We start from the raw sequence: 26,271 nt of genomic DNA, 5'->3' as shown, positions 1-26,271 counted from the left end.
TAGGAGAGCGTTTTTAAAATAAACTTTTGTAAATTTTGATAATAGTCAGGAAGTGTTTTTGATGAATCAAATTCCGAATTTTTTGCTTGAGAGAGTCAGATTAACTCCTAATCGAATAGCAATTGCAACAGATGGGGAAGAAATTACGTTTAAGGATTTACATAATCGAGTTATAAATCTTGCTTATAAATTTCACCATCTTGGCATAAAAGACGGATCCCACGTTTCGGTTTTAATGAATAATTCCATTGAATTTATAGAAGTTGTTTATGCACTTCATTATATCGGGGCAACATCAATTTTACTGAATATAAGATTAAGTGATGACGAAATAGTCTATCAATTAGAAAATAGTGATTCTGAATTTTTGATCGTAGCCAAATCAAATACGGTGAAGATTCCTGAAAATATAAAACTGTTAAATATAAATGAAATAGAGAACAGTAAATCAAAGGAATTTCCGATTAAGTCTAATTTTGATGGTGATAAAATCGCAACTATGATGTACACCTCTGGTACAACAGGTTTCCCAAAAGCAGTTTTACAAACTTATTTTAATCATTGGAGCAGCGCAATTGCCTCAGTATTAAATTTAGGATTAGATCATAAGGATGTATGGCTAGTCTGTTTGCCAATGTTCCATGTAGGTGGTTTATCTACTGTATATAAAAGTGCGATTTATGGCATGAAAATTGTGTTAACGAATAAATCAGATGCACATACCATTAAGGACTGTGTCAAAAAGCATAATGTAACAATTCTATCTGTCGTAACAAAAGTATTAAATGACCTTTTGACAATTGTTGAGGGCACAAATGATTTAAACAATGTAAGGGCAGCTTTACTTGGTGGAGGACCTGCTCCGTTACCTCTTTTACAAAAGGCAAGAGCATTAAATGTGCCAGTTTATCAAACATACGGAATGACTGAAACTTGTTCACAAATTGCAACGCTTTCTCCTGAATATATGCTTTCTAAAATTGGTTCGGCTGGTAAAGCTTTATTTGGATGTACGCTAGAAATAAGAGACGATCAACGAACTTGTTTACCAAAAGAAGTAGGAGAAATTGTAGTGAAGGGACCGAACGTGAGCAAAGGTTATTATAAACTTACTAAGTTAACTGATTCATCTGAGTATCTATATACGGGTGATTTGGGTTATGTAGATGAGGATGGTTTTTTATTTGTAGTTGACCGTCGAAGTGACTTAATTATTTCCGGTGGAGAGAATATATATCCAGCAGAGATTGAATCAGTATTATTATCGCATCCAGATATCATTGAAGCTGGTGTAACAGGCAAAGAAGACCCAAATTGGGGAAAAGTACCTGTTGGATTTGTTGTAAGTAAATCCTCTAATCCTCCGTCACAAGAAGAACTAATCGAGTTTTGTCGAGATAAAATCGCAGGGTATAAAATTCCAAAAGAAATATTTTATGTAGACAACTTACCAAGAAATGCAACAAACAAGTTAGTTAGAAGAGAGCTACTTAAGCTTCTATAAGGGGAATAAACATGTTGATAAGGCAAATTGAATTATTTTTAATAGAACAGCCTCTAAAAGTACCTTTTAAAACAAGCTATGGTACATATGAAAAACGTGAAAGTATTATTGTTAAAATTTTAGATGCTAATGGAATATGTGGTTACGGAGAAGTCGTTGCTTTTTCAGAGCCTTGGTATACAGAGGAAACGATTCAAACTGCACTTCATACTTTACAGGATTTCTTTATACCGATCTTATTTAAAAAACAGTTTAATCATCCAAGTGATGTCGCTACACGATTCAATCAATTTAAAGGCAATCAAATGGCTAAATCTGGGCTTGAAGGTGCAGTTTGGGATTTGTATAGTAAACTAAATTCAATCAGTTTAGCACAAGCTTTAGGGGGCAATAAGGCAGAGATACCAGTTGGGGTTGTAATTAGTATAGACGAGCCAATAAAAATGTTGAAACAAATTAGTGCATATATAACAGAAGGCTATGAACGATTTAAAATTAAAGTTTCAAAGGAAAATGATTACGAAATTGTCTCAACTATACGAAATAGCTATCCAACAATCCCTCTAATGATTGATGCCAATTCAGATTATTCAATTGAAGACATTCCGAAACTAAAAAAATTAGATGAATTTAATCTGTTAATGATAGAACAGCCCTTCGGCGACCGACAATTCATCGAGCACGCCATTCTTCAAAAGGAAATTTCTACTCCAGTTTGTTTAGACGAAAGTATTTGTTCATTAGAGGATATTCAAATAGCATATGAATTAAACGCTTGCAAAATTATTACCGTAAAGCCTGGAAGAGTCGGGGGATTAACTAAATCAATTGAAATTCATGATTATTGTGTTGAAAAGAATATTCCAATTTGGGTTGGAGGCATGATTGAAACCGGGATTTCAAGAATTCAAAACGTTGCATTAGCATCTCTTCCCGGATTTACAATACCTGGAGATATTTCGGCTTCATCTAGACATTGGGAGCATGATCTCATTTTTCCAGAGGTAGCTTTAATAAATGGAAAAGTTAAAGTACCAGTTGGCCCTGGTTTAGGGGTAGAAGTGGATGAAGAGAGAATCCGAAGCATTTCTAAAAAGATTTATAAATATACTTCTTTAGTTGAAATAACTAAGTAAAAAAATACGATCAAATTAAACTTGTTATTCATTTCAAGTTTCTTTGACCGTATCTTTTTTTGTTTCTTTATTTATTTTATCAGGTACTGGATCATATCCACCTGGATGTAGTGGGTGACACTTAAGTATTCTTTTAGTCGTTAAATAAGATCCTTTAAGTGCACCATGGGTTTGTATTGCCTCTAGTCCATAACTAGAGCAAGTAGGATAGAATCTACATGATGGTGGCGTTGCAGGTGAAATCCATTTTTGATAAAATCTAATGATTCCAATTAAAATTTTATTCATATACAAACCTTTCGTCTGCTAGAATTATTTCTCATCATGGTTATTTTTCATTTTTACGTCTTCTAGCTTATCGACTTTATGTTGGACACCATAGCCTTTATTTACAGTTAGAACGAAAGCACCGAATACAACAACGATAATAATTCCACTAACAACAAATACTCCAGTCATACTATATCCTCCTAAATAGTTATACTACTATGATATAGTATACTGTCCAATTTGCAAGGCAATCAAATATTTTCATAAAGTTTCAGGAATATTATTTCAATAATGATGAAACATTTTAATAGAAATAGTACAATGGAAAAACAAGTATGAATGTAGGAAGGTTAAAATGTACATATTTAAAGATTTTTACCATAATACAGTTGAATTATCGTTTGAGAAACATCCATTTTCACCCGCTCCAAAACATGTTTGGGTTATTTGTAAATACAATGACCAATGGTTACTTACAGACCATCAAAGAAGAGGATACGAATTCCCAGGCGGAAAAGTCGAGGAAGGTGAATCACCTGAAGAAGCAGCTAAACGTGAAGTTTTAGAAGAAACAGGTGGAAATGTATCTAAAATTAATTATTTAGGGCAATACCGTGTTACAGGTAAGGATAAAATTATCATAAAAAATATTTATTTTGCCGAAATAGGAGAACTTTTAACACAAAAGCACTATTTTGAAACAAACGGCCCTGTATTGTTAGACGAATTTCCACCAAACATAAAAAAAGATCGCCGATTTAGTTTTATCATGCGCGACGAAGTATTTTCACAAAGTTTAAGTTACTTGAATACTAAGAAAAGCTCACTTTTATAAGTGAGCTTTTTTAGTGTTTCATTATAAATTTTACATCGTAATATAAGATTCATGAGTAATCAATTATCATAATTTTGCTTTTGTACTTACTCATGAAGCCTTTATGAGTAACCAATTATCATGTTTTTGTTAATATAGATACTCATGAAGTCCTTATGAGTAACCAAATATCAAGTTTGTGCTAATATACATACTCATGAAGCCCTTATGAGTAACCAATTATCATGTTTTTGCCTTTGTACATACTCATGAAGCCCTTATGAGTAACCAATTATCATGTTTTTGCCTTTGTACATTCTCATGAAGCTCTTATGAGTAACCAATTATCATGTTTTTGCCTTTGTACATTCTCATGAAGCTCTTATGAGTAACCAAATATCAAGTTTGTGCTAATTACTTACTCATTGAGCCCTTACGAGTAACCAAATATCAAGTTTGTGCTAATATACATACTCATGAAGTCCTTATGAGAAGCCAATTTATCTTTTTTGTTTTTTAAGTTGATGTTCAATCTTAATTAACTTACAAACTGATTAAAAAATTACTGTTAGTGTACTCTAAGTAAAGGCTATTTGATTATTTTTTATTGCAGACTTCTTTTTGATGAATAAGTTGATTGGAACGGAGGGGTGCTCGACTCCTATGGGATAAGCGGGAAGGCTGAGACCCCGCAGGCTCGCCGAGGAGGCTCAGGTCTCGCCCCATGGAAAGCGAGCATCCTGTAGTGGAAATCAACATCACTCTACTCCTTTATGAAAATTTGGTAAGTTAATTGACAAGGTTGTTTTTCAACAGCGTGGAAAAAAGCTCACTAAATTAAGTGAGCTTTTTTATGTTCCTATACTTTTTCTCATATTACTCCAAATTACTTCTTTATTGTTTTTCTCTCAATATATTCAACAATAATATACATCAAAGCAGCACATACACTTATGATTAATACGCTCATTAGAACAAGAGTGAAATTAAATACTTGGAAGCCATATACGATTAAATAGCCAAGACCGTTTTTTGAAACTAAGAACTCTCCGACAATCACTCCTACCCAAGCTAATCCGACATTTACTTTTAATGTTGAAATGACGGTAGGTATACTAGCAGGAAAGATGACATTTTTAAAGATTTGAGTTTTTGTAGCACCAAAACTTTTAATCACTTTTACGTAATTTTCATCTACCTGTAAAAAGGCTTGATAAATTACCAGCGCTGTTATGACAAAGCTTATAATGATCCCCATTGCGATTATGGACGAATATGAGGGGCCAAAAATGACGATAATGATTGGACCAAGAGCGACTTTTGGCATGGCATTAAAGACTACTAAGAATGGATCAAGTACCTTTGAGGCAAATGGATACCACCAAAGTATGATTGCCAGAATGATCCCAAGAATTGTTCCTAAAATAAATCCAACGAGTGTTTCAGTGATAGTTGTCATAGCATCATGATAAATAGAGCCATCTCCTAATTTTGCACGGAGTAAATCGAAAATTTTAGTAGGTGAACTAAACAATAATGGATCAATTATTTTTCGATGACTTAAAAGCTCCCAAGCTATAAAAAAGATAATTATAATTAATAGTTGGACGAAAAATATGAGTAGCTTTTTGCGTCGATTTTTTTTGATGATACTGGCGTGATAAGATTTTAGTTCGTCATTTACTTTATCCACGTTTCTCCAACTCCTTCCAAATCGCAGAAACATAAGAAGAAAAGAGTGATTGGTGTCGTGTTTCAAAAGGAGAGCGAATACGTAATTCTTCTGGTAAATTGAAAATTTTTGATATTTTTGTAGGAGCATTTGTTAGTGTAATAACCCGATCACACATAGCTACCGCTTCTTCAATATCGTGAGTTACTAAGATAGCAGTAGTATTTAACTTCTTAAATAAATTGAAAACTAATTCTTCAAGCTTTACTTTATTCTGATAGTCTAGAGCGGAAAATGGTTCATCTAATAATACAATTGATGGGCTTGTAGAAAGAGTTCTCACTAATGCAACGCGTTGTCTCATCCCACCAGATAATTCTCTTGGATACGCATTTTCATAATCCTTTAATCCAACTTCCTTTAGCAATTCTAGCGTTCGATTTTTATTTTCTTCGGTATCCTTATCTAGAATCTGAAGACCTAGAAATATATTTTCTTTAATTGTTTTCCAAGGGAATAAATAGTCATGCTGAAGCATGTAACCAATTTCTCCCGATTTTATATCATAAGGCTTACCTTTAAACTTTACTGAACCGTCATATGGTGTAAGTAATGAAGAAATGATCGATAAAAGTGTGCTTTTTCCACAGCCACTTGGACCTAATACAGATACAAATTCACCTTTTTCAACTTCAAATGTTAAGCCATCCAATATTTTAATTGCCTTTTCCTTCGATAAAAATACATGAGAAATATCATTAACTGTTAGATAACTCATTTTGTTAACCTACTACTTCTCCGTAGATTTTTCGGCAAATTTTGTATCAACTAAAACTGAGTGTGGAACTTCTTTTGGTAATACACCAGAGTTCTTCATAATCTTTTGAAGATTATTCCACTCATCTTCTTCTAATATTGGATTTGTTGAATAAGAATTTTGAGACTTATAACGATCGATAACTTTAATTGAAATGTCTAAAGGTGTATCTTTAAAGAATGGTGCAACGCTTTTTGCAATCTCTTCTGCAGAATGAGTATCAACCCATTGTTCAGCTTCATAAATTGCATCTGTAAATTTTTGAGCTGTTTTCGCATTCTTCTTCAAATAACTTTCTTTTGCGATAAAAGCAGTGTAAGGAACTTTTCCAGACTCCAAGCCGAATGAAGCAACAATTTTACCTCTTCCTTCTTTTTCCATAATACTTGCTGTAGGTTCAAACAATTGAACATACTCACCAGTACCTGAAGCGTATGCATTCGCAATATTTGCGAAGTCAATATTCTGAATAAGGTTCAAATCTTTATGTGGATCGATCCCATGTTTACTTAGGACATATTCGCCAACCATTTGTGGCATTCCACCTTTTCTTTGACCTAAAAATGTTTTGCCTTTTAGTTGATCCCAATTAAATGGTACAGTTTGATTTCTAGCTACTAGAAATGTTCCATCAGTTTGAGTCAATTGGGCAAAGCTTTTTACTGGATCATTTGCGCCTTGAGCGTATACATAGATAGTTGTTTCTGGCCCAACTAATCCGATATCTGCACCGTTTGACAATACAGCAGTCATCGTTTTATCTCCACCAGCAGTAGTTGTTATTTCAACATCCAATCCATGCTTTTTGAAGATGCCTTCACTAATGGCCACATATTGAGGTGCATAAAATAATGAATGCGTTACTTCTGCAACTCTCACTTTTGTGGTACCATCTTTAGGTTTATCTTTCGAACATCCACCTAAAATAGAAGCAACTAATAAAAACAAAATAACGAGCCATTTGATTTTCATTTAATCCCTCCTAATCGAAAATATACAATTAGCCTATGCAATAGGAGAAAATGGGTGAATGCGGAGTACTGACTGTGCTAAAATCGCCCGGTTATCTAGGGTGTACAGGATAAGCTGGTTAAAAAAGAAAAACCGCTCTTACTTCCTTTTTAGGAAATTAGAGAGGTTTTTATCTACTCTTTGAAAAATAGTTTCTAGTATCTTCACGTATTTCGTTAGGCAAAACACTTTCTAATTCTTTGTTTAACCATGACAGTGTTTTACTGCGTAAATACTCATGCATTTTTTCTTCGGCAGAGAGCATGACTAAATTAATTGTGCAGGTGGCACTAGGAGTGCAACCTTTTTCTCTAAAAAGATAGCCGTTATCTTTAATATTTTTACATTGAAATATAGGCTTAGAACCTTCAATTGCTTCAATTACATCCCAAAAAGAAATTTCTTCTGGAGATTTAGCTAGTTTAAATCCACCTTTAACTCCTGGAACTGAACTGACAATACCAGCCTTAGATAGCTTGCTAAAAATCTTTGAAAGATATGTATCTGAAACACCTTGAAAGAAGGAAAGGTCTTTTATTCCAATCGGAGAATCTTCTGGAGTGTCAATTAGATAAACAAGGCAATGAAGTGCATACTCAACTCCAACGCTATACTGCATTAAAACACCTTCTTCATAAATGAGATTATTTTTAATTAATCTTAGAAATGTTTTATTTCTTTGTCAAACATTTACTTTTTAGGAGCAATTCTAAGTTAAAAGAAGTTTGACAGAATGAAATAAACGTTTTAATATGGATAATATAAATCGACGATTAACTTTGTCGCTAATTTATATATTTCCAAAAACGACATTTAATTTAATTATTTTTAGAATTTACTTTTTTAGGGGGAATTAAAATGGAAAAACAAATTAATTATTCAAAATTAGCACCAGAAGCACTTAAAATAATGATGGAAATGGAAAAATTTATTAAAGCAACTGGTATAGACCATAAACTTCGTGAACTTATTAAAATTCGCGCTTCACAAATAAATGGTTGTGCATTTTGCCTTGACATGCATACTTCTGAAGCGAGAGAAATAGGAGAAACTGAACAACGTTTATACTGTATTAGTGCATGGAGAGATTGCGATTTTTACACAGATGCAGAAAAAGCAGCTTTAGAGTTAACTGAGCATATTACACAAATTTCGAATAAAGGTGTATCTGAAGAACTATATAATCGTGTAAGTAAACACTTTAACGAAGCAGAATATGTAAATCTTGTATTCATAATCAATCAAATTAACAGTTGGAACCGTATCTCTATTTCTATGGGGAATAGACCAGCTGAAAAATAAGAATCTAATGAAAAAATAAAAAATGAGCCGAAGATTGGCTCATTTTTTTCAATTCTTATTAATATTTTGTACTTTTAAAACATCGCTTTTTATTAATTTATTTTTATTAGAATAAATTTTTATAGTGTAGAGACCATTGTTATTTTTAAGATAATTTTTCTGATTTATTGTTATATTTGAAGTAGCAATAGTACTAGAGAGATTAAAAACCGCTCTACCATTTATAATTTCGTATACTTCATTATGATTTATTTCTTCAATATTGATTCCAAATATTGATTGGATTTTTTTAGGTAGTTGGATTTCTATTCTAGCATTTTTTATATCGTTTTTATAACGATCTGGTACTGATAAGGCCAAATAATATTCAACTCCATAAAGTAATTGATTATTCGTAGAATCTTTGATTTCATAATACCTTTTGGATAATGATTCAATAATGGGTTCACTTTCTTTAGAAGATAGTGAATCATGCTTATCTAATTTTTTAGAAGAAGAACTAGTATTATATAAAAAAAAGGTAGTTAATAAAATTGCAGTAAATGAAAAAATAAGGGTTAATATCTTTAAGGATCTCATTTTAATCCTCCATTTAATTCGATTAATAACTGGTGATTATTAATGATGTTCAGTTAAATTTAATGATACTTTAATCTTATTCTTTAAATGTAATGAATTTCCTTTTAATTAGTTATTTGGAGATTGTTAAATAAAAAAGGCTGCCAAAAAGTCATAATCATGACTTTTTGGACAGCCCTTACATTTTACATTATTAGATTATTTTAAAGGTCCACCAAGTTCAGCTAATTTTGCATCAAAGCCTTCAAATTTTTTGAAGTTTTCTTTGAATTTAGTTACTAATTCAAGAGCTTTTTGATCATAAGCTGATTTGTCTTCCCAAGTTGTTGAAGGAACTAATACGCTATCAGGTACACCAGGTACATGGGTTGGAATTGCTAAACCGAAAAACTCATCTTGTGTAGTTTCAATGTTGTTTAAATCACCTTCAAGTGCAGCGTGAACCATTGCTCTTGTGTAAGAAAGATTCATACGTTTACCAACGCCGTATTCTCCACCAGTCCAACCAGTGTTTACTAAGAATACATTTACATTATGTTTTTCAATTTTTTTACCAAGCATTTTTGCATATTCTACAGCTGGAAGCGGTAAGAATGGTGATCCGAAACATGTTGAGAATGTTACTTGTGGAGAAGTAACACCACGCTCAGTACCTGCTAATTTACTAGTAAATCCACTTAAGAAGTGGTACATAGCTTGCTCTTTTGTTAATCTACTGATTGGAGGTAATACTCCAAATGCATCAGCAGTTAAAAAGATAATTGCATGTGGATGTCCAGCAACGCTCGGCTCAATGATATTTTGAATTGCTTGCATTGGGTATGCAGCACGAGTATTTTCTGTTAAAGTTGTATCATCATAGTCAGCTAAACGGCTATCAGATTTAACAACAACATTTTCTAAAACTGTACCAAATTTAATTGCAGAGAAAATTTGTGGCTCTTTTTCAAATGTTAAATTGATACATTTAGCGTAGCAACCGCCTTCAATATTGAATACACCATTATCTGACCAACCGTGCTCATCATCACCGATTAGCTTACGATCTGCATCTGCAGATAATGTTGTTTTACCAGTTCCTGAAAGTCCAAAGAATAATGCTACATCGCCTTCACTACCAACGTTAGCAGAACAGTGCATTGGTAATACATTATTTTGTGGTAATAGGAAATTCATGATTGAGAAGATAGATTTTTTCATTTCTCCAGCATATTCCGTACCACCAATTAAGATAATTTTCTTTTCAAATGATACAATAACAAATGCCTCTGAATTTGTTCCATCAACTACAGGGTCTGCTTTAAATGTCGGAGCAGAAACAATTGTAAATTCTGCTTCATGCGTTTGAAGCTCTTGCTCAGTTGGGCGAATAAATAATTGATGAGCAAATAAGTTGTGCCATGCAAATTCGTTAATTACTTGGATAGGTAAACGATATTCAGTGTCAGCACCAGCAAATCCTTTAAATAAGAATAATTCGTTACGATCTTTTAAGTAGTTAAGTACTTTGCTATATAATTTTTCGAATACGTCAGCAGAGATTGGTTGATTTACTGAACCCCAATCGATTAAACTTTCAACAGATGCCTCTTTAACAATAAATTTATCTTTAGGTGAACGTCCAGTATATTTGCCTGTTGAAACGCTAACTGCTCCTGTTGACGTTAAAATTCCTTCTTGTCTTGTTAGGACTTTTTCAACTAACTCAGAAACGCTTAGTTGGTTATACATTTGATTACTAATAAGTAATTCGTTTAATTCAAAGTTTACATCAACTGTCTTCATATACTAATACCATCCTTTAAATATAATTTGTCTGCCATGTAGGTATCTCGATAAATAGTATAACACATTTATTTTAATAGTGTATACTATTAGTTAGCAAAATGTGTTATGAATTTGATTAAAAAATAAATTTGAGTAAAATTTACTTATTAAATGAAGTAAGTTATTTAAATGTAAATATAATAATTAGTAATTTCCCATTAAATAGAAATGAATGTAGAGATAAAGTTATTGTAGAATTATGTCTATGTTATGATGAAAATTGTTGACAAGAAAGTGAAATTTTAATATGATACTTTTCATACGGATACTCTCTTATCCCGAGTAGGTGGAGGGATACAGGCCCTACGAAGCCCAGCAACCTCACTTTTAGTGAAAGGTGCTGAACCTGATGCAAGACTTTTTTTTATGTCTTGGACGATAAGAGCGAAAGGCAAATAACCAAGAAACCTTTCCTCATGTAATATTTGATAAGAGGAAGGCTTTTTTTTTGCTCAAAACTTAAATACAGTGGCAATTTCGTAATTTACACTGAGTTATCTTTATCTTAAATGGGAAACATAGGAATAGGAACAAACTTTTTATTCTTATGTTGAGAAAAAAGAGATCCGTCAATTCAATTTAGGAGGGGACTCAATGTCACAACGTCGTTTATTTACTTCAGAATCAGTTACAGAAGGACATCCAGATAAAATCTGTGACCAAATCTCAGATTCAATTCTTGATGCAATTTTAGCAAATGATCCGAATGCTCGTGTAGCAGCGGAAACTTCAGTTACAACAGGTTTAGTACTTGTTGCAGGTGAAATTACAACTTCTACTTATGTAGATATCCCAAAAATCGTTCGCGAAACAATCCGTGAAATCGGTTATGACCGTGCAAAATACGGATTTGATGCAGATACATGTGCAGTTTTAACTTCTATCGATGAGCAATCAGCAGATATCGCTCTAGGTGTAGACCAAGCGTTAGAAGCTCGTGAAGGTAGCATGACAGATGAAGAAATTGAAGCAATCGGTGCAGGAGACCAAGGTTTAATGTTCGGTTTTGCAGTTAATGAAACACCTGAATTAATGCCACTTCCAATTTCATTATCTCACAAAATTGCTCGCCGTTTAACTGAAGTTAGAAAAAATGAAACAGTTTCTTACTTACGTCCAGACGGTAAAACTCAAGTAACAGTTGAGTATGATGAAAACAACAAACCAGTTCGTATTGATGCTATTGTTGTATCAACACAACATGGTCCAGAAGCTACTCAAGATCAAATTGAAAATGATATTAAAGAACTTGTAATTAAACCAGTTGTACCAGCTGAGTTAATTGATGAAAACACAAAATTCTTTATCAACCCAACAGGTCGTTTCGTTATCGGTGGACCTCAAGGGGATGCTGGTTTAACAGGTCGTAAAATTATTGTTGATACTTACGGTGGATATGCTCGTCACGGTGGTGGCGCATTCTCTGGTAAGGATGCAACTAAAGTTGACCGTTCTGCTGCTTACGCTGCACGTTACGTTGCGAAAAACATCGTAGCTGCTGGCTTAGCTGATAAAGCTGAAGTTCAATTAGCATATGCAATTGGTGTAGCTAAACCAGTTTCAATCGCTATTGATACTTTTGGTACAGGTAAAGTTTCAGAAGAAAAATTAGTTGAAGTAATTCGCAACAACTTCGACCTACGTCCAGCTGGAATTATTAAAATGCTTGACCTACGTCGTCCGATTTACAAACAAACTGCTGCTTATGGTCACTTTGGCCGTACAGATATCGATCTTCCTTGGGAGCGTACTGATAAAGCAGAAGTTTTAAAAACTGAAGCAGGTCTATAATAAAATGATTAAGGCTGAATATGGCATATGCTATATTCAGTCTTTTTTGTTTTGGTTCGAATCACACTGTTTTATTCTACATATAGGTATACTTAAAAATCATTTTTCATAGGTTTAAATGACTAAATTAAAGTTTGTAATGGAGGAACCTATGAAAGCGATTATATGTACAAAATATGGTCCACCAGAAGTTCTTCAAATAACAGAAGTTGAAAAACCAAAAATAAAAGATGATGAAGTATTAATAAAAATACATGCAACAACTGTGACCGCAGGAGATGTAAAACTACGAAGTTCCGATTTTCCGTATATGTATTGGCTACCTTCACGTCTTATGTTTGGCCTTACTAAGCCGAAAAATAAAATACCAGGTTGTGAACTTGCAGGAGAAATAGTCACGATTGGTAAAAACGTAAAAAATTTTAAATCAGGTGATCAAGTTTTTGGATATAGTGGATTTACTTTTGGGGCAAATGCTGAATATATCTCTTTACATGAAGAAGGTGTTCTAGCTAAAAAACCAATAAATATGTCGTTTGAGCAAGCTGCAGCTGTTCCAGTTGGGGCGCTTACTGCATTACACTTTCTAAGGAGAAGTATTATTCAAAATGGACAAAAAGTACTCATTTATGGTGCTTCAGGAAGTGTTGGAACATATGCAATTCAGCTAGCTAAATATTTTGGTACAGAAGTTACCGCATTATGTAGTACATCAAATTTAGAATTTGTAAGGGCTTTAGGGGCAAATGAAGTAATTGATTATACAAATGAAGATCTGGCTAAGTGTAAGAAAACCTATGATATTATTTTTGATACTGTAGGTAAAAGCTCCTTTTCTAATTGTAAAAGATTGCTTAACAAAGATGGCGTCTATTTATTAAGTGCTGTATGGAAGCTTTCAGTTTATTTCCAAGCAATTTGGAGTAATTTGATTGGTAATAAAAAAGCCATATTTGGTGTAGCAAATATGAACTATGAAGATTTAAACTATATAAAAGCACTTATTGAAGCGGATAAGTTAAAAGCTGTTATTGATCGACAGTACCCGCTTGAACAAATTGTTGAAGCACATCGATACGTAGAAAAAGGGCATAAGAAGGGGAATGTCGTTATTAATATTAGAGGGAGTTAAGACTGTTGACAAATTCTCTCTTTCTTAGTTGCTGTGGCTTTATGTGCTTTACTATTACCATAAAGAAATCCCTCAAAATGACCTTTTGAGGGAGTTCTTTTATAGATTTTCATTTTGTTGTCTGATTTCTTCTCCAGCTAATATTATATTGGCTGTTTCAATTTTACGGTGCTCATCCACGGAATGGCCTGGATCGAGATTATTAAGGTCTGCTTGTATTTTCATTTGCTCTTCGTTTCTGATGGGGTTATTTTTTTTGCTCAATTTTATTACCTCCATTTAGATAGTAGAAAGTAGGTGAAACTCTCGTTGTTTTAGTCTTAACGAAATGACTAACTTCATTCAAATTTATAGAAGTAATCGATTTACTCGCTTAATTCATTTATTAATTTTTTAAAAGTGAGATAAGCAGGCTTAATAGTATAATCATCCTTCATAATACCAAATTGATGAAATAGGTCGTCTTTTGAACTATTGGCATCCCTTAAACCAAAAAATTCATAATGAGTAATATTTAGTTCCTGACGCAAAGAATAGACTGTTCGAATAATTACCTCAAGTACGTTCGATTGTTGCTCATATGACCTTTCGATTTGTATAAATGGATTTTTCCCGGTAGGCCACCCATTCTCTGTAATGTGGATTGGAAGAGTGGAAGGGAAACCATTACAATCCAATGTTTTTCGAAATTTACGAAGTATGTTTTCTACTGAAACAGCAACTTCCTCTATTTTTAATGGTTCCTCAAATACATCCACATAAAAATTATGCCCTACATAATCAATTGAATGAATTAATTCATCCCCACCCATTTTTATTAACTTTTCCCAAAAAAGTGGAACTGTCTTTTCTCCCTCAGGAACCGAGCCGAATCCAACTTTGATCGGTAAATTACTTTTTTCAATTTCTTCTTTTACAGTTAGAACCCCTTGTACAAGCGCTTCTAATACATATGGTTTGGAACCATCCATAAACGATAAATTAGGCTCATTCGTGATTTGAATTGAATCAAGGAAGGTGCCATATTCTTTAATTACTTTACGAACAAAATGTAACCAATAGTCCAGTGATAGGCTTGGATCCATAAGACAGCCAATTGTTAAATCGCCTAATAAACCTGCGTTTTTATATCGATTTAAAGCGTTAAATACTCTTTCCTCTGTTTCAGGTCCCATATAGACAGCATACATTCTTGGTAAAAGTTGAGTAACATTACCCTTTAGCTCTTTAAGAGCAGATGCTATTTTTTCATAATTATCATCAGGACCTGTAGCTAATCCTATAGGTGTACCAGCTACACTAAGGGGATAGATACCAAAAGTTAATCCAGTTGAATTCATCTACTTTACTCCTTTGTTAGATAGTAAATATCTATTTACTTATTAGATTGGTTTAATTTATATAATTGTGATATTATCGAATTATATCTCCGGTAAATAATAAACTTTTATTTACTATGTGTCAATTTTGATATTTTTTCCTAGAAAGGTTTGTAATAAAATGAATTCAAATCCAAATCAAATTGCAGAGAAGTTTATCCAACTACTTCCTCTAGTTTTTAATAAGTTTAACAAGCAGGGCACTAAAAACTCTTTAAAGAATAAGCAGTCCGAGTTAACTCATTTACAAAGTCATATACTAGAAGAGCTGTTTCAAACAGTAGATGGAATTTCAATTACAGAGCTAGCTCAAAATATAAGCATTTCTAAACAGCAAATGACGCCATTAATTAAGAAATTAGAAGAAAAAGAATATGTATCAAAAATTCAAGATCCGAATGATAAACGGAGTGTAAAAATTATACTTACTGAAAAAGGTAAAAAAGTTGTCACAAAACGATGGGAAGATTTTTATCATATTTTTTGTGAACGGATTGGTCAACTTGATGAGGAAGACTTACTTGATTTAGACTACTCGATGCACAAAATCATAAGAATACTTGGGAAATTAGAATAGAGAGTATATAGCTTTTATTTTTGTTAAATTATAGAAATCCTTGAACATTCCTTACTAATCATTTATTATGTTTTAATATAACAACATACAAAAATTGTATAACCTCATTGATATGGTATGAGGGTCTCTACCAGGAACCGTAAAATCCTGATTACGAAAAAGAATGTAATTTTATTTACATCCTTCTTCGTAATCAGGATTTTTTTATTTTTTACACAATTAAGAAAATGACTATGGAGGAAAAATAATGAAAACTGTCTATATAAATGCAACATTTTTTACAATGGATCAAGAAAATAAAATCTTTGAAAACGGTATGATGATTGTACAAGATCAATTCATTACTTATGTCGGAAATCATTCTGAAGAGTTAATGAAGGATGCAGAGCAAGTTGTTAATCTTCAAGGGAAATGGGTAATGCCAGGACTTGTAAATACACATTCTCATATTCTTATGACGCTTTTACGTGGTATAGGAGATGACATGCTACTAAAGCCTTGGTTAGAAACTAAAATATGGCCAATCGAAAGACAATATACAACTGAAATTGCTTCTGTAAGTGCACAGCTTGGTATTTTAGAAATGGTTAAATCGGGTACGACAACATTCTCAGATATGTTTAACCCAAATGGAATCGATCCAAATGTTGTCATGGAGACAATTGGTGAAACTGGAATTAGAGGAGCATTTTCATATTCAATATTTAGCTTTGGAACTGAAGAAGAGCAAAGATTGAATCTTAAAGGTGCTGAGCAATTTTCAAAAGACTACAAAAGGTTTGCTGATGGCCGTCTAACAACGATGGTTGCACCTCATAGTCCATATGCATGTACACCAGAAGCTCTAATCGAAAGTGCACGTATTGCAAAAGAAAATGATTTAATGATGCACATTCATGTATCCGAAACAGATTATGAAATTCAAGATATTGAAACGCGTTATGCAAACCGACCTGTTGAACATCTTCGCAAATTAGGTGTATTTAATCAGCCGACAGTAATGGCTCACGGTGTAGTTCTAAATGATGAAGAAAGAGCGATACTAAAGGAATATGATGTACGAGTTGCTCATAATCCAATTAGTAATTTAAAGTTAGGTTCTGGGGTTGCTGATGTGGTTAGTTTATTAGACGCCGGAGTAAAAGTTGGTATAGCAACGGATAGCACCGCATCTAATAACAATCTTGACATGTTTGAAGAAGTGAGAATAGCAGCACTGCTACAAAAAGGAATGTATAAAGATGCTACGAAATTCTCAGCGCAAACTGCATTAACTTTGGCTACTCGAGGTGGAGCAGAAGCTATAGGAATGGGACATACTGGCTCACTTGAAGCCAATAAAAAGGCAGACTTTATTACAATTTATCCATTTGATAAAGAGCATTTACAACCATTAAGCAATGCCTATTCTCACTTACTATACGCTGCACGTGGTAGTGATGTATGTGATGTTTTCATTGATGGGAAAGCAATCGTAAAAGACCGTATTAGTTTAACAATTGATGAAGAAAAAGTAATTGCAGAAGTAAATCGATTACAGAGTAGATTTGCTTAGAAGTAAGTATACAAGGAAGAGCAGGAAAAGGATTTTCCTGCTCTTTCAACTTTTAAAAATATCGATCATTAATAATTTTTAAGTGATGCAACTCATGACCAGCAATAATATAAGCAATAGCACGAGGTGTCGTTGGGTGATTTAGCACATTACCTTCATTTTCTAATGTTTCATTAGATAAATTCTCTAGCATAGATAAAGTGGCTTGACGAACAGTTTGATATTCATAAATAATTTGCTCTAGTTCAAGTCGGTTAAAATTAGCATTTTCATTATAGGCATTCTCATCAAACGATGGTAAAGGAGTGTGATCACCTCTTGCAATTGCCAATAGACGATAGCACATTATCCTTTCAGTATCGACTAAATGTCCAAGAACTTCCTTAATACTCCATTTTCCTTCCGCATATCGATATTCAGATTTTTCTTTCGAGATTGCTTTAAAAAAACTGATTGATTCCTCTAATTGCTTCTTCAAAATAGTTTGTAAGTCACCTTCAGGAACTAGTTCAATATAACCTTTAAAATGTGGATTATATTCGTTTGGATTTGGTCTGGACATCAATTAATCACCCCAAAGTTTTTATTTAAGATCAACAAAAAAGAACACGTAGTACAATAAGAAATTATATCGTATGGTAAAATTATGTAAATAGAAGTTTGAAAAATAAAAATATTAAGGATGATTAGATGAATATTCAACTGAAGCAACGTTTTAAGCAATTTGCAAAAAATGAATGTGAAAATTCTAGTAGATTATATGAATATTTATCATTAAAAATTGCAGAAGACGAAGAGATACATGATTTATGTGCTTTTGCGCAATGTGGTCAGCCTATTCCAAATTTATTATTAGGTGCGATTCATTATTTATTAATGAATGGTAATCATCATCGGTTAAAAGAGTTCTATCCAAGCCTAGTAGAAACACCAAAGAAATTAGAAGATTCCTATCCATATTTTCAGGATTTTTGTAGAAAATTTAGAAACGAGATTATTCAGCTTATTCAAACGAAAATTGTCCAAACAAATGAAGTTAGACGTTGTGCTTATCTTTATCCATGTTTTTCTTACATTTATCAAAAGGTTAATAAACCAATCTCGTTAATAGAGATAGGTACTAGTGCTGGACTTCAACTATTATGGGATCAATATAAGTATTCTTATAGCTCAAGTGAAACTATTTATGGGAATAAAAAATCCAATGTTCTCATCAATTCGGAGGTAAAAGATAATGGCCCAACTATTCTCGCATTATTAGGCAAAGCGCCTCCAGTTGTTGATCGATATGGAATAGATTTACACGTAAATGATTTATCAAACGAAGAAGACTATTTGTGGTTAAAAGCCTTAATTTGGCCAGAGCATTTTGAACGAAGAGAACTATTTGAAAAAGCTGTTAGCTGTTTAAAAGAAAATGAAATCAATTTAATTGAAGCAAACGGAATTAAAATACTTCCAGAAGTAGTCAATCAATTATCAAAAGATACAATTTTATGTATTTTTCATACACATGTCGCAAATCAAATACCGGTTGAGGGGAAACAAAGTTTACTAAAAACGATTGAAGATATTAGTAAAAATAGGGATGTGTTTCATCTATATAACAATATTTGGGATCGAATGCTACATCTTGACTATTATATTAATGGCATAAAATATGAAGAAATAATTGGAGAAACGGAAGGTCATGGAAAATGGTTTGAATGGAGGATTTAGTAAATGGAGATAAAAGGGATCAATCATTTGTTGTTTTCTGTATCTAATCTTGAAACATCGATTGATTTTTATCGAAATGTATTTGATGCAACTCTCTTAGTGAAAGGAAAAACAACAGCATATTTCGATTTAAATGGTATATGGCTCGCTTTAAATGTAGAGGAGGGTATACCTAGAAATGAAATTCGTCAATCATATACCCATTTGGCTTTTTCAATAGACGAAGACTCATTCGAAAAAATGTATGATAAATTAGTTCAACTTAAGGTGAATATATTGAATGGTCGTGACAGAGATAAACGAGATAAAAATTCAATTTATTTTACTGATCCAGATGGACATAAATTTGAATTTCATACTGGTACAATGCGAGATCGGATTGAATATTATAAGCAAACAAAACCACATATGGATTTTTATATTTAGTCGTTGGATAGAAAGTTTATCTAAACTTTCTTCAAAAAATATCTTGAATTAAAGATATTTTTTTTTACAATATAGGTAAGAGGTCGGTAAAATGAAATAGAAAGTATCGTGTTAAACAAATGGATTTATAAGATATCTAGATAGGTTATTTTTTTGTAAATATCTCGAATTAAAGATAAAAATAAAAGGAGCGATAAACAATGTTCGAAAAAATCAATAGTAAACAATTAGGTCACGCTGATCACGGTTGGTTAAAAACAATTCATCATTTTTCATTTGCAAATTATTATGATCCAAGTAATATGAACTTTGGTGTATTAAGAGTATTAAATGATGATTTAATTAAAGCACACAGAGGATTTGGTACTCATCCACATAGTGATATGGAAATTATATCGTATGTCATTAATGGGAACTTGACTCACGCTGATAGTATGGGGAATAAACATGAAATTGGACGTGGCGATATACAATATATGAGTGCAGGAACAGGTGTTTATCACAGTGAACACAATATGGGCAGGGATTTATTAAGATTAATTCAATTATGGATTATTCCTGACAAAGCCGGTCATACTCCGAATTACGGAGACTTAATTTCAGATTGGGAAAAGAGAGAAGGAAAATGGTATCATATGGTATCTCCGGTTGAAGGGAGTGCCCCAATTAAAATTCACCAAGATGCAAATATTTACTCGCTTGCATTAAATGAAAATGAAGAAATTTCTTTTGAAATGAAAAAGGATCGACAAGCGTATTTAGTCTTATTAGAAGGAAATGCCATTGTGAATGGAGAACTATTGGAAGCTAGTGATGCTGCAAAAATAATTGAAGAAGATATTAAAATAAAATCAAAAGATTTTTCACATTATTTAGTAGTAGAAATGAAAAAATAATAGATGAAAAGATCTATTCAATGGAGGGGAAAATGGAATGAAAACAAGTATTAAATGGGATGGTAAATTAGCTTTTTCAGGAATAGCACCATCAGGCCATGAAATCAAAATGGATACTGCCGAGTCTTTAGGTGGAGACAATAGTGCACCTACACCAGTTGAACTTTTAATTAATGCGGTCGCAGGTTGTACAGCAATTGATATCGTATTAATCCTTGAAAAAATGAGATTAAAACTAACTTCATTCGAAATTGAAGTAAATGGTGAACGAGCTGAGGAGCACCCTAAACGTTTTACTGACATTCACTTGCATTATATATTAGGTGGAGAGTTAGATGCAGAAAAAGTTCGAAAAGCGATCAAATTATCAAAGGATAAATATTGCTCAGTAGCTCATTCTTTAAACGCTAACATTACGGCAAGTTTCACCTTAAATGGAACGAAGGATGAGGAAGTACTTTAATAAAATGTAGCTGTCCCTAAAGTAAAACTACTTTTGGGGCAGCTTTTTTAATTGCAATTTAAAAAACCAGCACATTGCTGGTTTCAGTGTGTAGAGAAAGTACTTTAAACTTGATTTTCAGACTGATTGCAAGCGCTTGTCTTTCGAGGCGCGAAGCCTAGTGAGGAGCGGAGTTACCCTAGACGGTAATGAGCACCGCAGAAAGGCGAAGTAACGAAGAAAGCGAGCGTTTGGCGGGCAGTCTGAAACCAGCAGATTGCTGGTTTCTTTACTTACTCTTCATTATCTAATTGTTTTTTTACATAAGTAGGAAGCATAAAGCACCCAACATGTAGATCGGTATTATAATATTTTGTTTCGATCCCTAGCTTATTCCATTCATCAGCTTTAATGTCTTTAATTGGATCGTATTTTTTTGAAGCAAATCCGAATAACCAATGACCGGATGGATAAGTTGGCATATGGAATTGATAGACTTTTGAAATCGGAAAAGTTTCTTTAATTTTGGAATGTGCACGTTTCATTTCGTGTGCGTAACTAGCGTAATATGGACTTTCATGCTGATTAATTAAAATACCTTCTTCACTTAATACCCGTTTGCAATTGTTATAGAAAGCAACTGTAAAAAGCCCTTCACCAGGTCCAATAGGATCAGTTGAATCTACCAAAATCAGATCGTAATAACCTTCATCAGCTTCTTGTACGAATTTTAGGCCATCTTCAAAATATAAGGTTAATCGATTATCTTGATCTAATTTTGAGGCTGTTAAAGGTAAGTATTGTTGGCATAGCCTTACTACTCGTTCATCAATTTCTACCATATCAACAACTTCCACACCTGGGTATCGTAGTACTTCACGAGCAGTTCCACCGTCGCCACCACCGATAATTAGTACTTTTTTAATATTTGGATTAACGGCCATTGATACATGCGTAATCATATCATGGTAGATAAATTCATCCTTTTCAGTCACCATCATATAACCATCTAGAGTAAAGAATGTTCCAAATGTTTCACTTCTAAAGAAATCGATTTGTTGAAATTCACTTTTTTCAGAATGAATATGTTCTTGAACCTTTATGGAGAACTTCGTATCCTCTTGGTGATTCTCTGTATACCATAAATCCATTAAATTTTCCTCCAAACTTCGATCGACGACCTTTATGATATAAGGATCATCATCATCGTTGATTGTGATCGTTCCTTCTGATTTTAAATAAAGATAATGCTGAATCAATTCAGTTGAAATTAGTTCACCAGGTATACAAAGTGGGATACCAGGAGGGTAAATCATGATGGATTCACCACTTATTAATCCACTAGCATCATGAATTGAAATAATACGTTTTGGATGATAGTACGCTTCTCTAGGAGTCATGACCATTTTAGGATTTTTTAATGCAACACTTATATCTGTTTCAAGTTTCGGAAGTTTACCATAATATCGGTCACTAATATCTCTTAATGCATCAATTAAGGTTTGAATGGTGTCTTCATTATCACCTAGCGAGATAATTGCTAAAATGACATTAGGTTCGGCAAGTTCGATTTGAATTTTATATTCTTCTGCAAGCATGTCATATACTTTAAAACCAGACATTCCTAAATCTGAAACTTTAACGACGAGTTTTAACTCATCGTAATCGAATACTCCAACTCCATTACGATATGTATCTTGCGTAATACATTTTAATCCTTTTATGGAGTTAATTTCTTCTTTAGCTTTTCTTGTTAAATTGAGTAATTTTTCAAAACGCTCTTGACCTTCTAAAACTAATTTCTTTCTTGCAACATCGATTGAACACATAAGTAAATAGGAAGCAGATGTTGTTTGAAATAAATTAATTGTAGATCGAACCCTATTTTTAGTAATGATCCCATCGTTATGTAGTAGAACTGATGCTTGTGTTAAAGCACCACCAGTTTTATGCAAACTAAGGGTAACAAGGTCAGCACCAAGAAGGGCAGCGTTAGTTGGTAAATCAGGGTGAAACGAAAAGTGAGCACCATGAGCTTGGTCTACTAAAACAGGAATCCCCTTGGAATGACCGATGTCGATAATTTGTTTTAGATCTGAAGTTGCTCCAAAATAGGTCGGATTTATAATCAGGATGGCTTTAACATCCGAATTTAAGTCTAGGGCATGAAGAACAGATTTTACAGAAACACCATTTACAATTCCATACTCATAATCGATTTCTGGTTCAATAAATACTGGTTTAGCACCTGCTAAGATTAATGCATTTATTGCGGATTTGTGTACATTCCTTGGTAGGAGAATTTTATCGCCATGTTCAAGGGCGCTCATAATCATATATTGAACGCCAGAAGTCGAACCATTTACTAACATATAAGCGTTATCTGAATGAAAGGCATCTGCTAATAAAGTTTCGGCTTCTTGGATTACACCTGTTGGATGCGATAAGTTATCAACACGCTTTGAAGAATTGACATCCATTTTAAGAGCCATATCACTCCAAAGCTCTCTTAATTCCTCGAGTGAATTACCTCTTTTATGCCCAGGAACATCAAAGCTTGTTATATCTTCCTTAGCATAACGGACTAATTCAGTTAAAAGCGGTGTTTTACTGTGATCCATCATCCATCAATATCCTCCACATCAGGACCATTCCATAAATTTTTACCGTAAAAGATTTCGTCCATCTCATACTTCACTTTTTCTTCTATTTGTGAAATTTCATCCGCGTCTAATTTTTCTTTTGTGTAGCCAAAAAGGTAATTATCTAAATTAAATTGTTTCAACTTACATTTCGTGTGGAAAATATTTTCTTGGAATACATTCACATCAATCATTTGATACATGTCCTTTATTTTTTGAGGAATGTAATTTTGGATTGAGTTTATATCATGATCAATAAATAATTTATAACCGCTAACATCACGAGTAAATCCTCGAACTCGATAATCAATTGTCATAATATCTGCATCAAATTGGTGTATTAAGTAGTTTAAAGCTTTTAAAGGAGAAATTTCTCCACAAGTAGATACATCAATATCTGCTCTGAATGTACTAATTCCATCATCCGGATGATATTCTGGGTAGGTATGAACAGTAATATGACTTTTATCTAAAGCTGCTACTACTAGCTCCGGTAATGGACCAGGTGATTCGGAAAAAGTTTCAGATGAAGGGTTATCAACCGGACCTTCTGAAACGAGAATTGTAACACTTGCTCCTTGAGGATCATAATCTTGTTTTGCAACATTTAAAATGTGAGCTCCGATTATATGCGTAACTTCAGTTAAAATTTTTGTTAAACGGTCAGCGTTATATTGTTCATCGATGTACTGTATATATGCTTCACGTTCTTCTTTTGTTTTTGTAAAGCAAATATCATACATATTAAAACTTAAAGATTTCGTTAAGTTATTAAAACCATAAAGTTGAAAATTATTTGACGATGAAATATTCATCTATTGTCCTCCTAATTTTGCAAAATTAAAAAAGTACGTACGAAAAAGTAAAAGCGACTGTACAATAGTCGCTAGTGTAACTACTCAATATATATTGTTTGTTTTTGAATTATTCATTATTCACGTAAGTTGATGATTGAGGAGTTACTAATCAATCTTATCCTTTGTTGTTTTATTTAAAATATTCAGATAATAAAAAACATGAAAATTTTTTTAAGCCTTCTTAGATATGAGGATTGGTGGTTGTGGTGTAAAGATTAGTTCAAATTCCATTACTAATTTTTTAAAGATACTATTCCAATCCTGTGTTAATGCATAATCTCTTGCTTTTTTTGACATATGCTTCAACATCTCGCTTCCATGTAAGCAATCCTCAATTGCCTGGCAAAATGAAGATGTATTTTGTGGCTCACAAAGGACACCAGTTGAATAATCTCTAATTATATTTTTAACTCCGCCTGCATTTGCACCAATGACTGGTGTTCCACATGCCATTGCTTCGAGTACTACATTTCCAAATGTTTCAGTATCAGAAGGAAAGACCATTAAATCAGACACACCATAAATCTCAACTAAGTCCTTCTTTTGAAGATAGCCTGTATAAATAATTTGATCAGTACCAGTTTTCTTGATCATTTCTTCTTTTTTTGGACCATCTCCTACGATTAACCAAGTTAAATTTTTGTTAAAACGTTGTTTAGTATAGTTTATTATTTTCGATAAGGTTTCTAAATCTTTTTCAGGTGCAATTCTTCCGACAAAACAAACCGTATATTTAGACGTAATATTATATTTTTGTTTAATCTCATTATGATTCAAAGTTGGACGAAAGATCGAACAGTCAACGCCATGTGTCCAAATTGAGAGATTATTAAATCCCTTTGTCACTAAATGATTGAATGTATCCTTGGAGGGAACAAATATTTTTTGAGTAGGTTTATGAAACCAGTCTAAATACTTCCATAAAATATTTTCTAAGAATGTTAAGTTATAGTACTGAAGATAATGATCAAAATTTGTGTGGTATGAAGCAACCAAAGGGATTTTCATTTTTTTAGCAATATGAAGACCGCTCAATCCAATTGTAAATGGCGTAGCGATATGAATAATATCTGGATTAAATTCTTTAAGCGTCTTTTTCATTTTAGAAAGGTTTGGAAATGAAATTTTACATTCAGGATAAATTTTAAATGGCACAGACTTTAATCTTGTTACATCTTCAGTTGAAGATAAACCGTAATCCTCAGGAGCAAACACATGGTATGAGTGGCCATGATCTTTTAAATAATTTGTAAATCGATTTAAAGTTTTGGCAACACCATTCACTTGAGGAATATAGGTGTCTGTAAAAATAGCTACTCTCATAACTTCTCCTCCTTACAAATGATAGATAAAAAATTGAGAAATAAATGTAGTAAAGATACCAAGTAAAATTCCGAAAAACACATCTGATGGATAATGTAAGCCAAGATAAATTCGAGAGAAAGAGACACACAAAACTAAAGGTAGTAAAATAAATGCTGTAAATGGTAAATAAATCATAATTGGAAGTGCAACAGAAATAATTGCCGTTGTATGACCAGAAGGGAAGGAATGATCTTTTAAAGGATTTTTTAACACAAAAGTACCTTCTAGTTTAAGATAAGGTCTTTTACGTGGATAAAAACGTTTAAGAAAATGAACAGGAATATGGCTAAGAGAAAGGGTACAACAACATAAAATTGATGCTTCATGCAATTCACCTTTGGAATAAAGTAATAAAATTAATGCTGATGCAATTGTAAAAGTAGCTCCACCAAGATGTGTAATATTACGGAAGAAAAAATTCAAGTAACGCTTCTGGAACAATGAATTAACGCGATAAAACAGTTGACATTCATAAGTGTGTATCTTTTGAAGAATAGCGCTCATTTTTCATCCTCCATTAATGCAGATATTTGTAACTTCATTATAAAAAGGGTTTAT

General features: G+C 33.0%; 27 protein-coding genes and 2 riboswitches. Of the genes, 12 read left to right on the top strand and 15 right to left on the bottom strand.

The window, feature by feature from the left end; genetic code table 11:
• Window positions 1-61 precede the first annotated feature (61 nt).
• Both BM319_RS16775 and menC read left to right on the top strand, forming a co-directional pair.
• Complete coding sequence (locus BM319_RS16775) at window positions 62-1,504, top strand: o-succinylbenzoate--CoA ligase (protein WP_091023726.1); 1,443 nt, start codon at window positions 62-64, stop codon at window positions 1,502-1,504.
• Window positions 1,505-1,515: 11 nt separating this feature from the next.
• Window positions 1,516-2,640 (top strand): o-succinylbenzoate synthase, encoded by a 1,125-nt coding sequence (gene menC, locus BM319_RS16770; RefSeq protein ID WP_069034759.1) that lies wholly within the window; start codon window positions 1,516-1,518, stop codon window positions 2,638-2,640.
• 33 nt (window positions 2,641-2,673) lie between these two features.
• Here the strand turns inward: menC and yidD are convergent, their stop codons facing one another.
• The gene (gene yidD, locus BM319_RS16765) at window positions 2,674-2,928 is read right to left on the bottom strand and encodes a membrane protein insertion efficiency factor YidD (RefSeq protein WP_069034758.1); all 255 of its coding nucleotides are present in this window, start codon (window positions 2,926-2,928) and stop codon (window positions 2,674-2,676) included.
• 24 nt (window positions 2,929-2,952) lie between these two features.
• A complete protein-coding gene (gene ytzI / locus BM319_RS16760; protein ID WP_088013603.1) occupies window positions 2,953-3,099 on the bottom strand; it encodes a YtzI protein in 147 nt (48 codons plus the stop codon).
• Window positions 3,100-3,265: 166 nt separating this feature from the next.
• Here ytzI and ytkD point away from each other — a divergent pair, with 166 nt between their 5' ends.
• Window positions 3,266-3,745 carry an RNA deprotection pyrophosphohydrolase gene (gene ytkD / locus BM319_RS16755; protein WP_069034757.1) on the top strand — a complete coding sequence of 160 codons (480 nt, stop codon included), beginning with the start codon at window positions 3,266-3,268 and terminating at the stop codon, window positions 3,743-3,745.
• Between the two features lie 865 nt (window positions 3,746-4,610).
• Here ytkD and BM319_RS16750 read toward each other — a convergent pair.
• The 4 genes from BM319_RS16750 to BM319_RS16735 all read right to left on the bottom strand — a co-directional run bounded on the left by BM319_RS16750 (window position 4,611) and on the right by BM319_RS16735 (window position 7,843).
• The gene (locus tag BM319_RS16750; RefSeq protein WP_069034756.1) at window positions 4,611-5,417 is read right to left on the bottom strand and encodes an ABC transporter permease; all 807 of its coding nucleotides are present in this window, start codon (window positions 5,415-5,417) and stop codon (window positions 4,611-4,613) included.
• Window positions 5,410-6,174, bottom strand: coding sequence for an ABC transporter ATP-binding protein (locus BM319_RS16745; protein WP_069034755.1), 765 nt, complete (start codon window positions 6,172-6,174; stop codon window positions 5,410-5,412). The genes BM319_RS16750 and BM319_RS16745 overlap by 8 nt, the downstream gene beginning before the upstream one ends.
• 12 nt (window positions 6,175-6,186) lie before the next feature.
• Complete coding sequence (locus tag BM319_RS16740; RefSeq protein WP_439097795.1) at window positions 6,187-7,179, bottom strand: ABC transporter substrate-binding protein; 993 nt, start codon at window positions 7,177-7,179, stop codon at window positions 6,187-6,189.
• A gap of 175 nt (window positions 7,180-7,354) precedes the next feature.
• Complete coding sequence (locus BM319_RS16735) at window positions 7,355-7,843, bottom strand: RrF2 family transcriptional regulator (RefSeq protein ID WP_069034753.1); 489 nt, start codon at window positions 7,841-7,843, stop codon at window positions 7,355-7,357.
• Window positions 7,844-8,082: 239 nt separating this feature from the next.
• Between BM319_RS16735 and BM319_RS16730 the strand changes: the two genes are divergently transcribed.
• Complete coding sequence (locus BM319_RS16730; RefSeq protein WP_091023724.1) at window positions 8,083-8,526, top strand: carboxymuconolactone decarboxylase family protein; 444 nt, start codon at window positions 8,083-8,085, stop codon at window positions 8,524-8,526.
• Window positions 8,527-8,574: 48 nt separating this feature from the next.
• Here BM319_RS16730 and BM319_RS16725 read toward each other — a convergent pair whose 3' ends face one another.
• Both BM319_RS16725 and pckA read right to left on the bottom strand, forming a co-directional pair.
• Window positions 8,575-9,105, bottom strand: coding sequence for a hypothetical protein (locus BM319_RS16725; protein ID WP_091023722.1), 531 nt, complete (start codon window positions 9,103-9,105; stop codon window positions 8,575-8,577).
• Window positions 9,106-9,303: 198 nt separating this feature from the next.
• Window positions 9,304-10,890, bottom strand: a complete 1,587-nt coding sequence (gene pckA, locus BM319_RS16720) for a phosphoenolpyruvate carboxykinase (ATP) (RefSeq protein WP_091023720.1) — start codon at window positions 10,888-10,890, stop codon at window positions 9,304-9,306.
• 312 nt (window positions 10,891-11,202) lie between these two features.
• A riboswitch (SAM riboswitch) is annotated at window positions 11,203-11,317 on the top strand.
• Between the two features lie 209 nt (window positions 11,318-11,526).
• Between pckA and metK the strand changes: the two genes are divergently transcribed.
• A complete protein-coding gene (gene metK / locus BM319_RS16715) occupies window positions 11,527-12,723 on the top strand; it encodes a methionine adenosyltransferase (protein WP_069034749.1) in 1,197 nt (398 codons plus the stop codon).
• 151 nt (window positions 12,724-12,874) lie between these two features.
• Window positions 12,875-13,855 carry an NAD(P)-dependent alcohol dehydrogenase gene (locus tag BM319_RS16710; protein WP_091023718.1) on the top strand — a complete coding sequence of 327 codons (981 nt, stop codon included), beginning with the start codon at window positions 12,875-12,877 and terminating at the stop codon, window positions 13,853-13,855.
• Window positions 13,856-13,954: 99 nt separating this feature from the next.
• On the opposite strand, the gene BM319_RS24780 is transcribed toward BM319_RS16710, so the two are convergent.
• Both BM319_RS24780 and BM319_RS16705 read right to left on the bottom strand, forming a co-directional pair.
• Window positions 13,955-14,119 (bottom strand): hypothetical protein, encoded by a 165-nt coding sequence (locus BM319_RS24780; protein WP_175403511.1) that lies wholly within the window; start codon window positions 14,117-14,119, stop codon window positions 13,955-13,957.
• Between the two features lie 101 nt (window positions 14,120-14,220).
• On the bottom strand, window positions 14,221-15,195 hold the full coding sequence (locus BM319_RS16705; protein WP_069034747.1) for a hypothetical protein: 975 nt from the start codon (window positions 15,193-15,195) through the stop codon (window positions 14,221-14,223).
• 160 nt (window positions 15,196-15,355) lie between these two features.
• Here BM319_RS16705 and BM319_RS16700 point away from each other — a divergent pair, with 160 nt between their 5' ends.
• Together BM319_RS16700 and BM319_RS16695 are read left to right on the top strand one after the other, a co-directional pair.
• Complete coding sequence (locus BM319_RS16700; protein ID WP_069034746.1) at window positions 15,356-15,811, top strand: MarR family winged helix-turn-helix transcriptional regulator; 456 nt, start codon at window positions 15,356-15,358, stop codon at window positions 15,809-15,811.
• A 74-nt stretch (window positions 15,812-15,885) separates the two neighbouring features.
• A riboswitch (purine riboswitch) is annotated at window positions 15,886-15,985 on the top strand.
• A 73-nt stretch (window positions 15,986-16,058) separates the two neighbouring features.
• Window positions 16,059-17,366 carry an amidohydrolase family protein gene (locus BM319_RS16695; protein WP_069034745.1) on the top strand — a complete coding sequence of 436 codons (1,308 nt, stop codon included), beginning with the start codon at window positions 16,059-16,061 and terminating at the stop codon, window positions 17,364-17,366.
• 52 nt (window positions 17,367-17,418) lie between these two features.
• Here the strand turns inward: BM319_RS16695 and BM319_RS16690 are convergent, their stop codons facing one another.
• Window positions 17,419-17,928, bottom strand: coding sequence for a DinB family protein (locus tag BM319_RS16690; protein ID WP_254664614.1), 510 nt, complete (start codon window positions 17,926-17,928; stop codon window positions 17,419-17,421).
• Window positions 17,929-18,056: 128 nt separating this feature from the next.
• Between BM319_RS16690 and BM319_RS16685 the strand changes: the two genes are divergently transcribed.
• The 4 genes from BM319_RS16685 to BM319_RS16670 all read left to right on the top strand — a co-directional run bounded on the left by BM319_RS16685 (window position 18,057) and on the right by BM319_RS16670 (window position 20,870).
• Window positions 18,057-19,085 (top strand): DUF2332 domain-containing protein, encoded by a 1,029-nt coding sequence (locus tag BM319_RS16685; protein ID WP_069034743.1) that lies wholly within the window; start codon window positions 18,057-18,059, stop codon window positions 19,083-19,085.
• A gap of 3 nt (window positions 19,086-19,088) precedes the next feature.
• Entirely contained in the window at window positions 19,089-19,511 is a 423-nt protein-coding gene (fosM, locus tag BM319_RS16680; protein ID WP_069034742.1) for a FosM family fosfomycin resistance protein, read from the top strand.
• Window positions 19,512-19,711: 200 nt separating this feature from the next.
• Window positions 19,712-20,407, top strand: a complete 696-nt coding sequence (locus BM319_RS16675) for a pirin family protein (protein ID WP_069034741.1) — start codon at window positions 19,712-19,714, stop codon at window positions 20,405-20,407.
• Window positions 20,408-20,444: 37 nt separating this feature from the next.
• Complete coding sequence (locus BM319_RS16670) at window positions 20,445-20,870, top strand: OsmC family protein (protein ID WP_069034740.1); 426 nt, start codon at window positions 20,445-20,447, stop codon at window positions 20,868-20,870.
• A 272-nt stretch (window positions 20,871-21,142) separates the two neighbouring features.
• Here BM319_RS16670 and speE read toward each other — a convergent pair whose 3' ends face one another.
• The 4 genes from speE to BM319_RS16645 all read right to left on the bottom strand — a co-directional run bounded on the left by speE (window position 21,143) and on the right by BM319_RS16645 (window position 26,217).
• Complete coding sequence (speE, locus tag BM319_RS24925) at window positions 21,143-23,473, bottom strand: polyamine aminopropyltransferase (protein ID WP_217493008.1); 2,331 nt, start codon at window positions 23,471-23,473, stop codon at window positions 21,143-21,145.
• Complete coding sequence (gene speD, locus BM319_RS16655; RefSeq protein WP_069034739.1) at window positions 23,470-24,306, bottom strand: adenosylmethionine decarboxylase; 837 nt, start codon at window positions 24,304-24,306, stop codon at window positions 23,470-23,472. Before speD ends, speE begins: the two co-directional genes overlap by 4 nt.
• Window positions 24,307-24,519: 213 nt before the next feature.
• The gene (locus tag BM319_RS16650) at window positions 24,520-25,671 is read right to left on the bottom strand and encodes a glycosyltransferase family 4 protein (protein WP_069034738.1); all 1,152 of its coding nucleotides are present in this window, start codon (window positions 25,669-25,671) and stop codon (window positions 24,520-24,522) included.
• Window positions 25,672-25,683: 12 nt separating this feature from the next.
• Window positions 25,684-26,217, bottom strand: coding sequence for a phosphatase PAP2 family protein (locus BM319_RS16645; RefSeq protein ID WP_069034737.1), 534 nt, complete (start codon window positions 26,215-26,217; stop codon window positions 25,684-25,686).
• Between the last annotated feature and the right edge of the window lie 54 nt (window positions 26,218-26,271).

It is taken from the genome of Bacillus sp. UNCCL81, assembly GCF_900112535.1.
Taxonomy (GTDB): domain Bacteria; phylum Bacillota; class Bacilli; order Bacillales; family Bacillaceae_G; genus Gottfriedia; species Gottfriedia luciferensis_B.
This window is presented reverse-complemented; position numbering and strand designations above follow the sequence as displayed.

Excerpts from the sequence above, each read along its gene's own strand:
- menC (WP_069034759.1), top strand. The coding sequence starts at position 1,516 with ATGTTGATAAGGCAAATTGAATTATTTTTAATAGAACAGCCTCTAAAA.
- speD (WP_069034739.1), bottom strand. The coding sequence starts at position 24,306 with ATGAATATTTCATCGTCAAATAATTTTCAACTTTATGGTTTTAATAAC.
- BM319_RS16775 (WP_091023726.1), top strand. The coding sequence starts at position 62 with ATGAATCAAATTCCGAATTTTTTGCTTGAGAGAGTCAGATTAACTCCT.
- BM319_RS16675 (WP_069034741.1), top strand. The coding sequence starts at position 19,712 with ATGTTCGAAAAAATCAATAGTAAACAATTAGGTCACGCTGATCACGGT.
- BM319_RS16685 (WP_069034743.1), top strand. The coding sequence starts at position 18,057 with ATGAATATTCAACTGAAGCAACGTTTTAAGCAATTTGCAAAAAATGAA.
- BM319_RS16745 (WP_069034755.1), bottom strand. The coding sequence starts at position 6,174 with ATGAGTTATCTAACAGTTAATGATATTTCTCATGTATTTTTATCGAAG.
- fosM (WP_069034742.1), top strand. The coding sequence starts at position 19,089 with ATGGAGATAAAAGGGATCAATCATTTGTTGTTTTCTGTATCTAATCTT.
- BM319_RS16735 (WP_069034753.1), bottom strand. The coding sequence starts at position 7,843 with ATGCAGTATAGCGTTGGAGTTGAGTATGCACTTCATTGCCTTGTTTAT.
- BM319_RS16700 (WP_069034746.1), top strand. The coding sequence starts at position 15,356 with ATGAATTCAAATCCAAATCAAATTGCAGAGAAGTTTATCCAACTACTT.
- BM319_RS16725 (WP_091023722.1), bottom strand. The coding sequence starts at position 9,105 with ATGAGATCCTTAAAGATATTAACCCTTATTTTTTCATTTACTGCAATT.
- pckA (WP_091023720.1), bottom strand. The coding sequence starts at position 10,890 with ATGAAGACAGTTGATGTAAACTTTGAATTAAACGAATTACTTATTAGT.
- BM319_RS16730 (WP_091023724.1), top strand. The coding sequence starts at position 8,083 with ATGGAAAAACAAATTAATTATTCAAAATTAGCACCAGAAGCACTTAAA.
- BM319_RS16705 (WP_069034747.1), bottom strand. The coding sequence starts at position 15,195 with ATGAATTCAACTGGATTAACTTTTGGTATCTATCCCCTTAGTGTAGCT.
- speE (WP_217493008.1), bottom strand. The coding sequence starts at position 23,473 with ATGATGGATCACAGTAAAACACCGCTTTTAACTGAATTAGTCCGTTAT.
- BM319_RS16670 (WP_069034740.1), top strand. The coding sequence starts at position 20,445 with ATGAAAACAAGTATTAAATGGGATGGTAAATTAGCTTTTTCAGGAATA.
- BM319_RS16710 (WP_091023718.1), top strand. The coding sequence starts at position 12,875 with ATGAAAGCGATTATATGTACAAAATATGGTCCACCAGAAGTTCTTCAA.
- BM319_RS16650 (WP_069034738.1), bottom strand. The coding sequence starts at position 25,671 with ATGAGAGTAGCTATTTTTACAGACACCTATATTCCTCAAGTGAATGGT.
- ytkD (WP_069034757.1), top strand. The coding sequence starts at position 3,266 with ATGTACATATTTAAAGATTTTTACCATAATACAGTTGAATTATCGTTT.
- BM319_RS16695 (WP_069034745.1), top strand. The coding sequence starts at position 16,059 with ATGAAAACTGTCTATATAAATGCAACATTTTTTACAATGGATCAAGAA.
- metK (WP_069034749.1), top strand. The coding sequence starts at position 11,527 with ATGTCACAACGTCGTTTATTTACTTCAGAATCAGTTACAGAAGGACAT.
- ytzI (WP_088013603.1), bottom strand. The coding sequence starts at position 3,099 with ATGACTGGAGTATTTGTTGTTAGTGGAATTATTATCGTTGTTGTATTC.
- BM319_RS16645 (WP_069034737.1), bottom strand. The coding sequence starts at position 26,217 with ATGAGCGCTATTCTTCAAAAGATACACACTTATGAATGTCAACTGTTT.
- yidD (WP_069034758.1), bottom strand. The coding sequence starts at position 2,928 with ATGAATAAAATTTTAATTGGAATCATTAGATTTTATCAAAAATGGATT.
- BM319_RS16690 (WP_254664614.1), bottom strand. The coding sequence starts at position 17,928 with ATGTCCAGACCAAATCCAAACGAATATAATCCACATTTTAAAGGTTAT.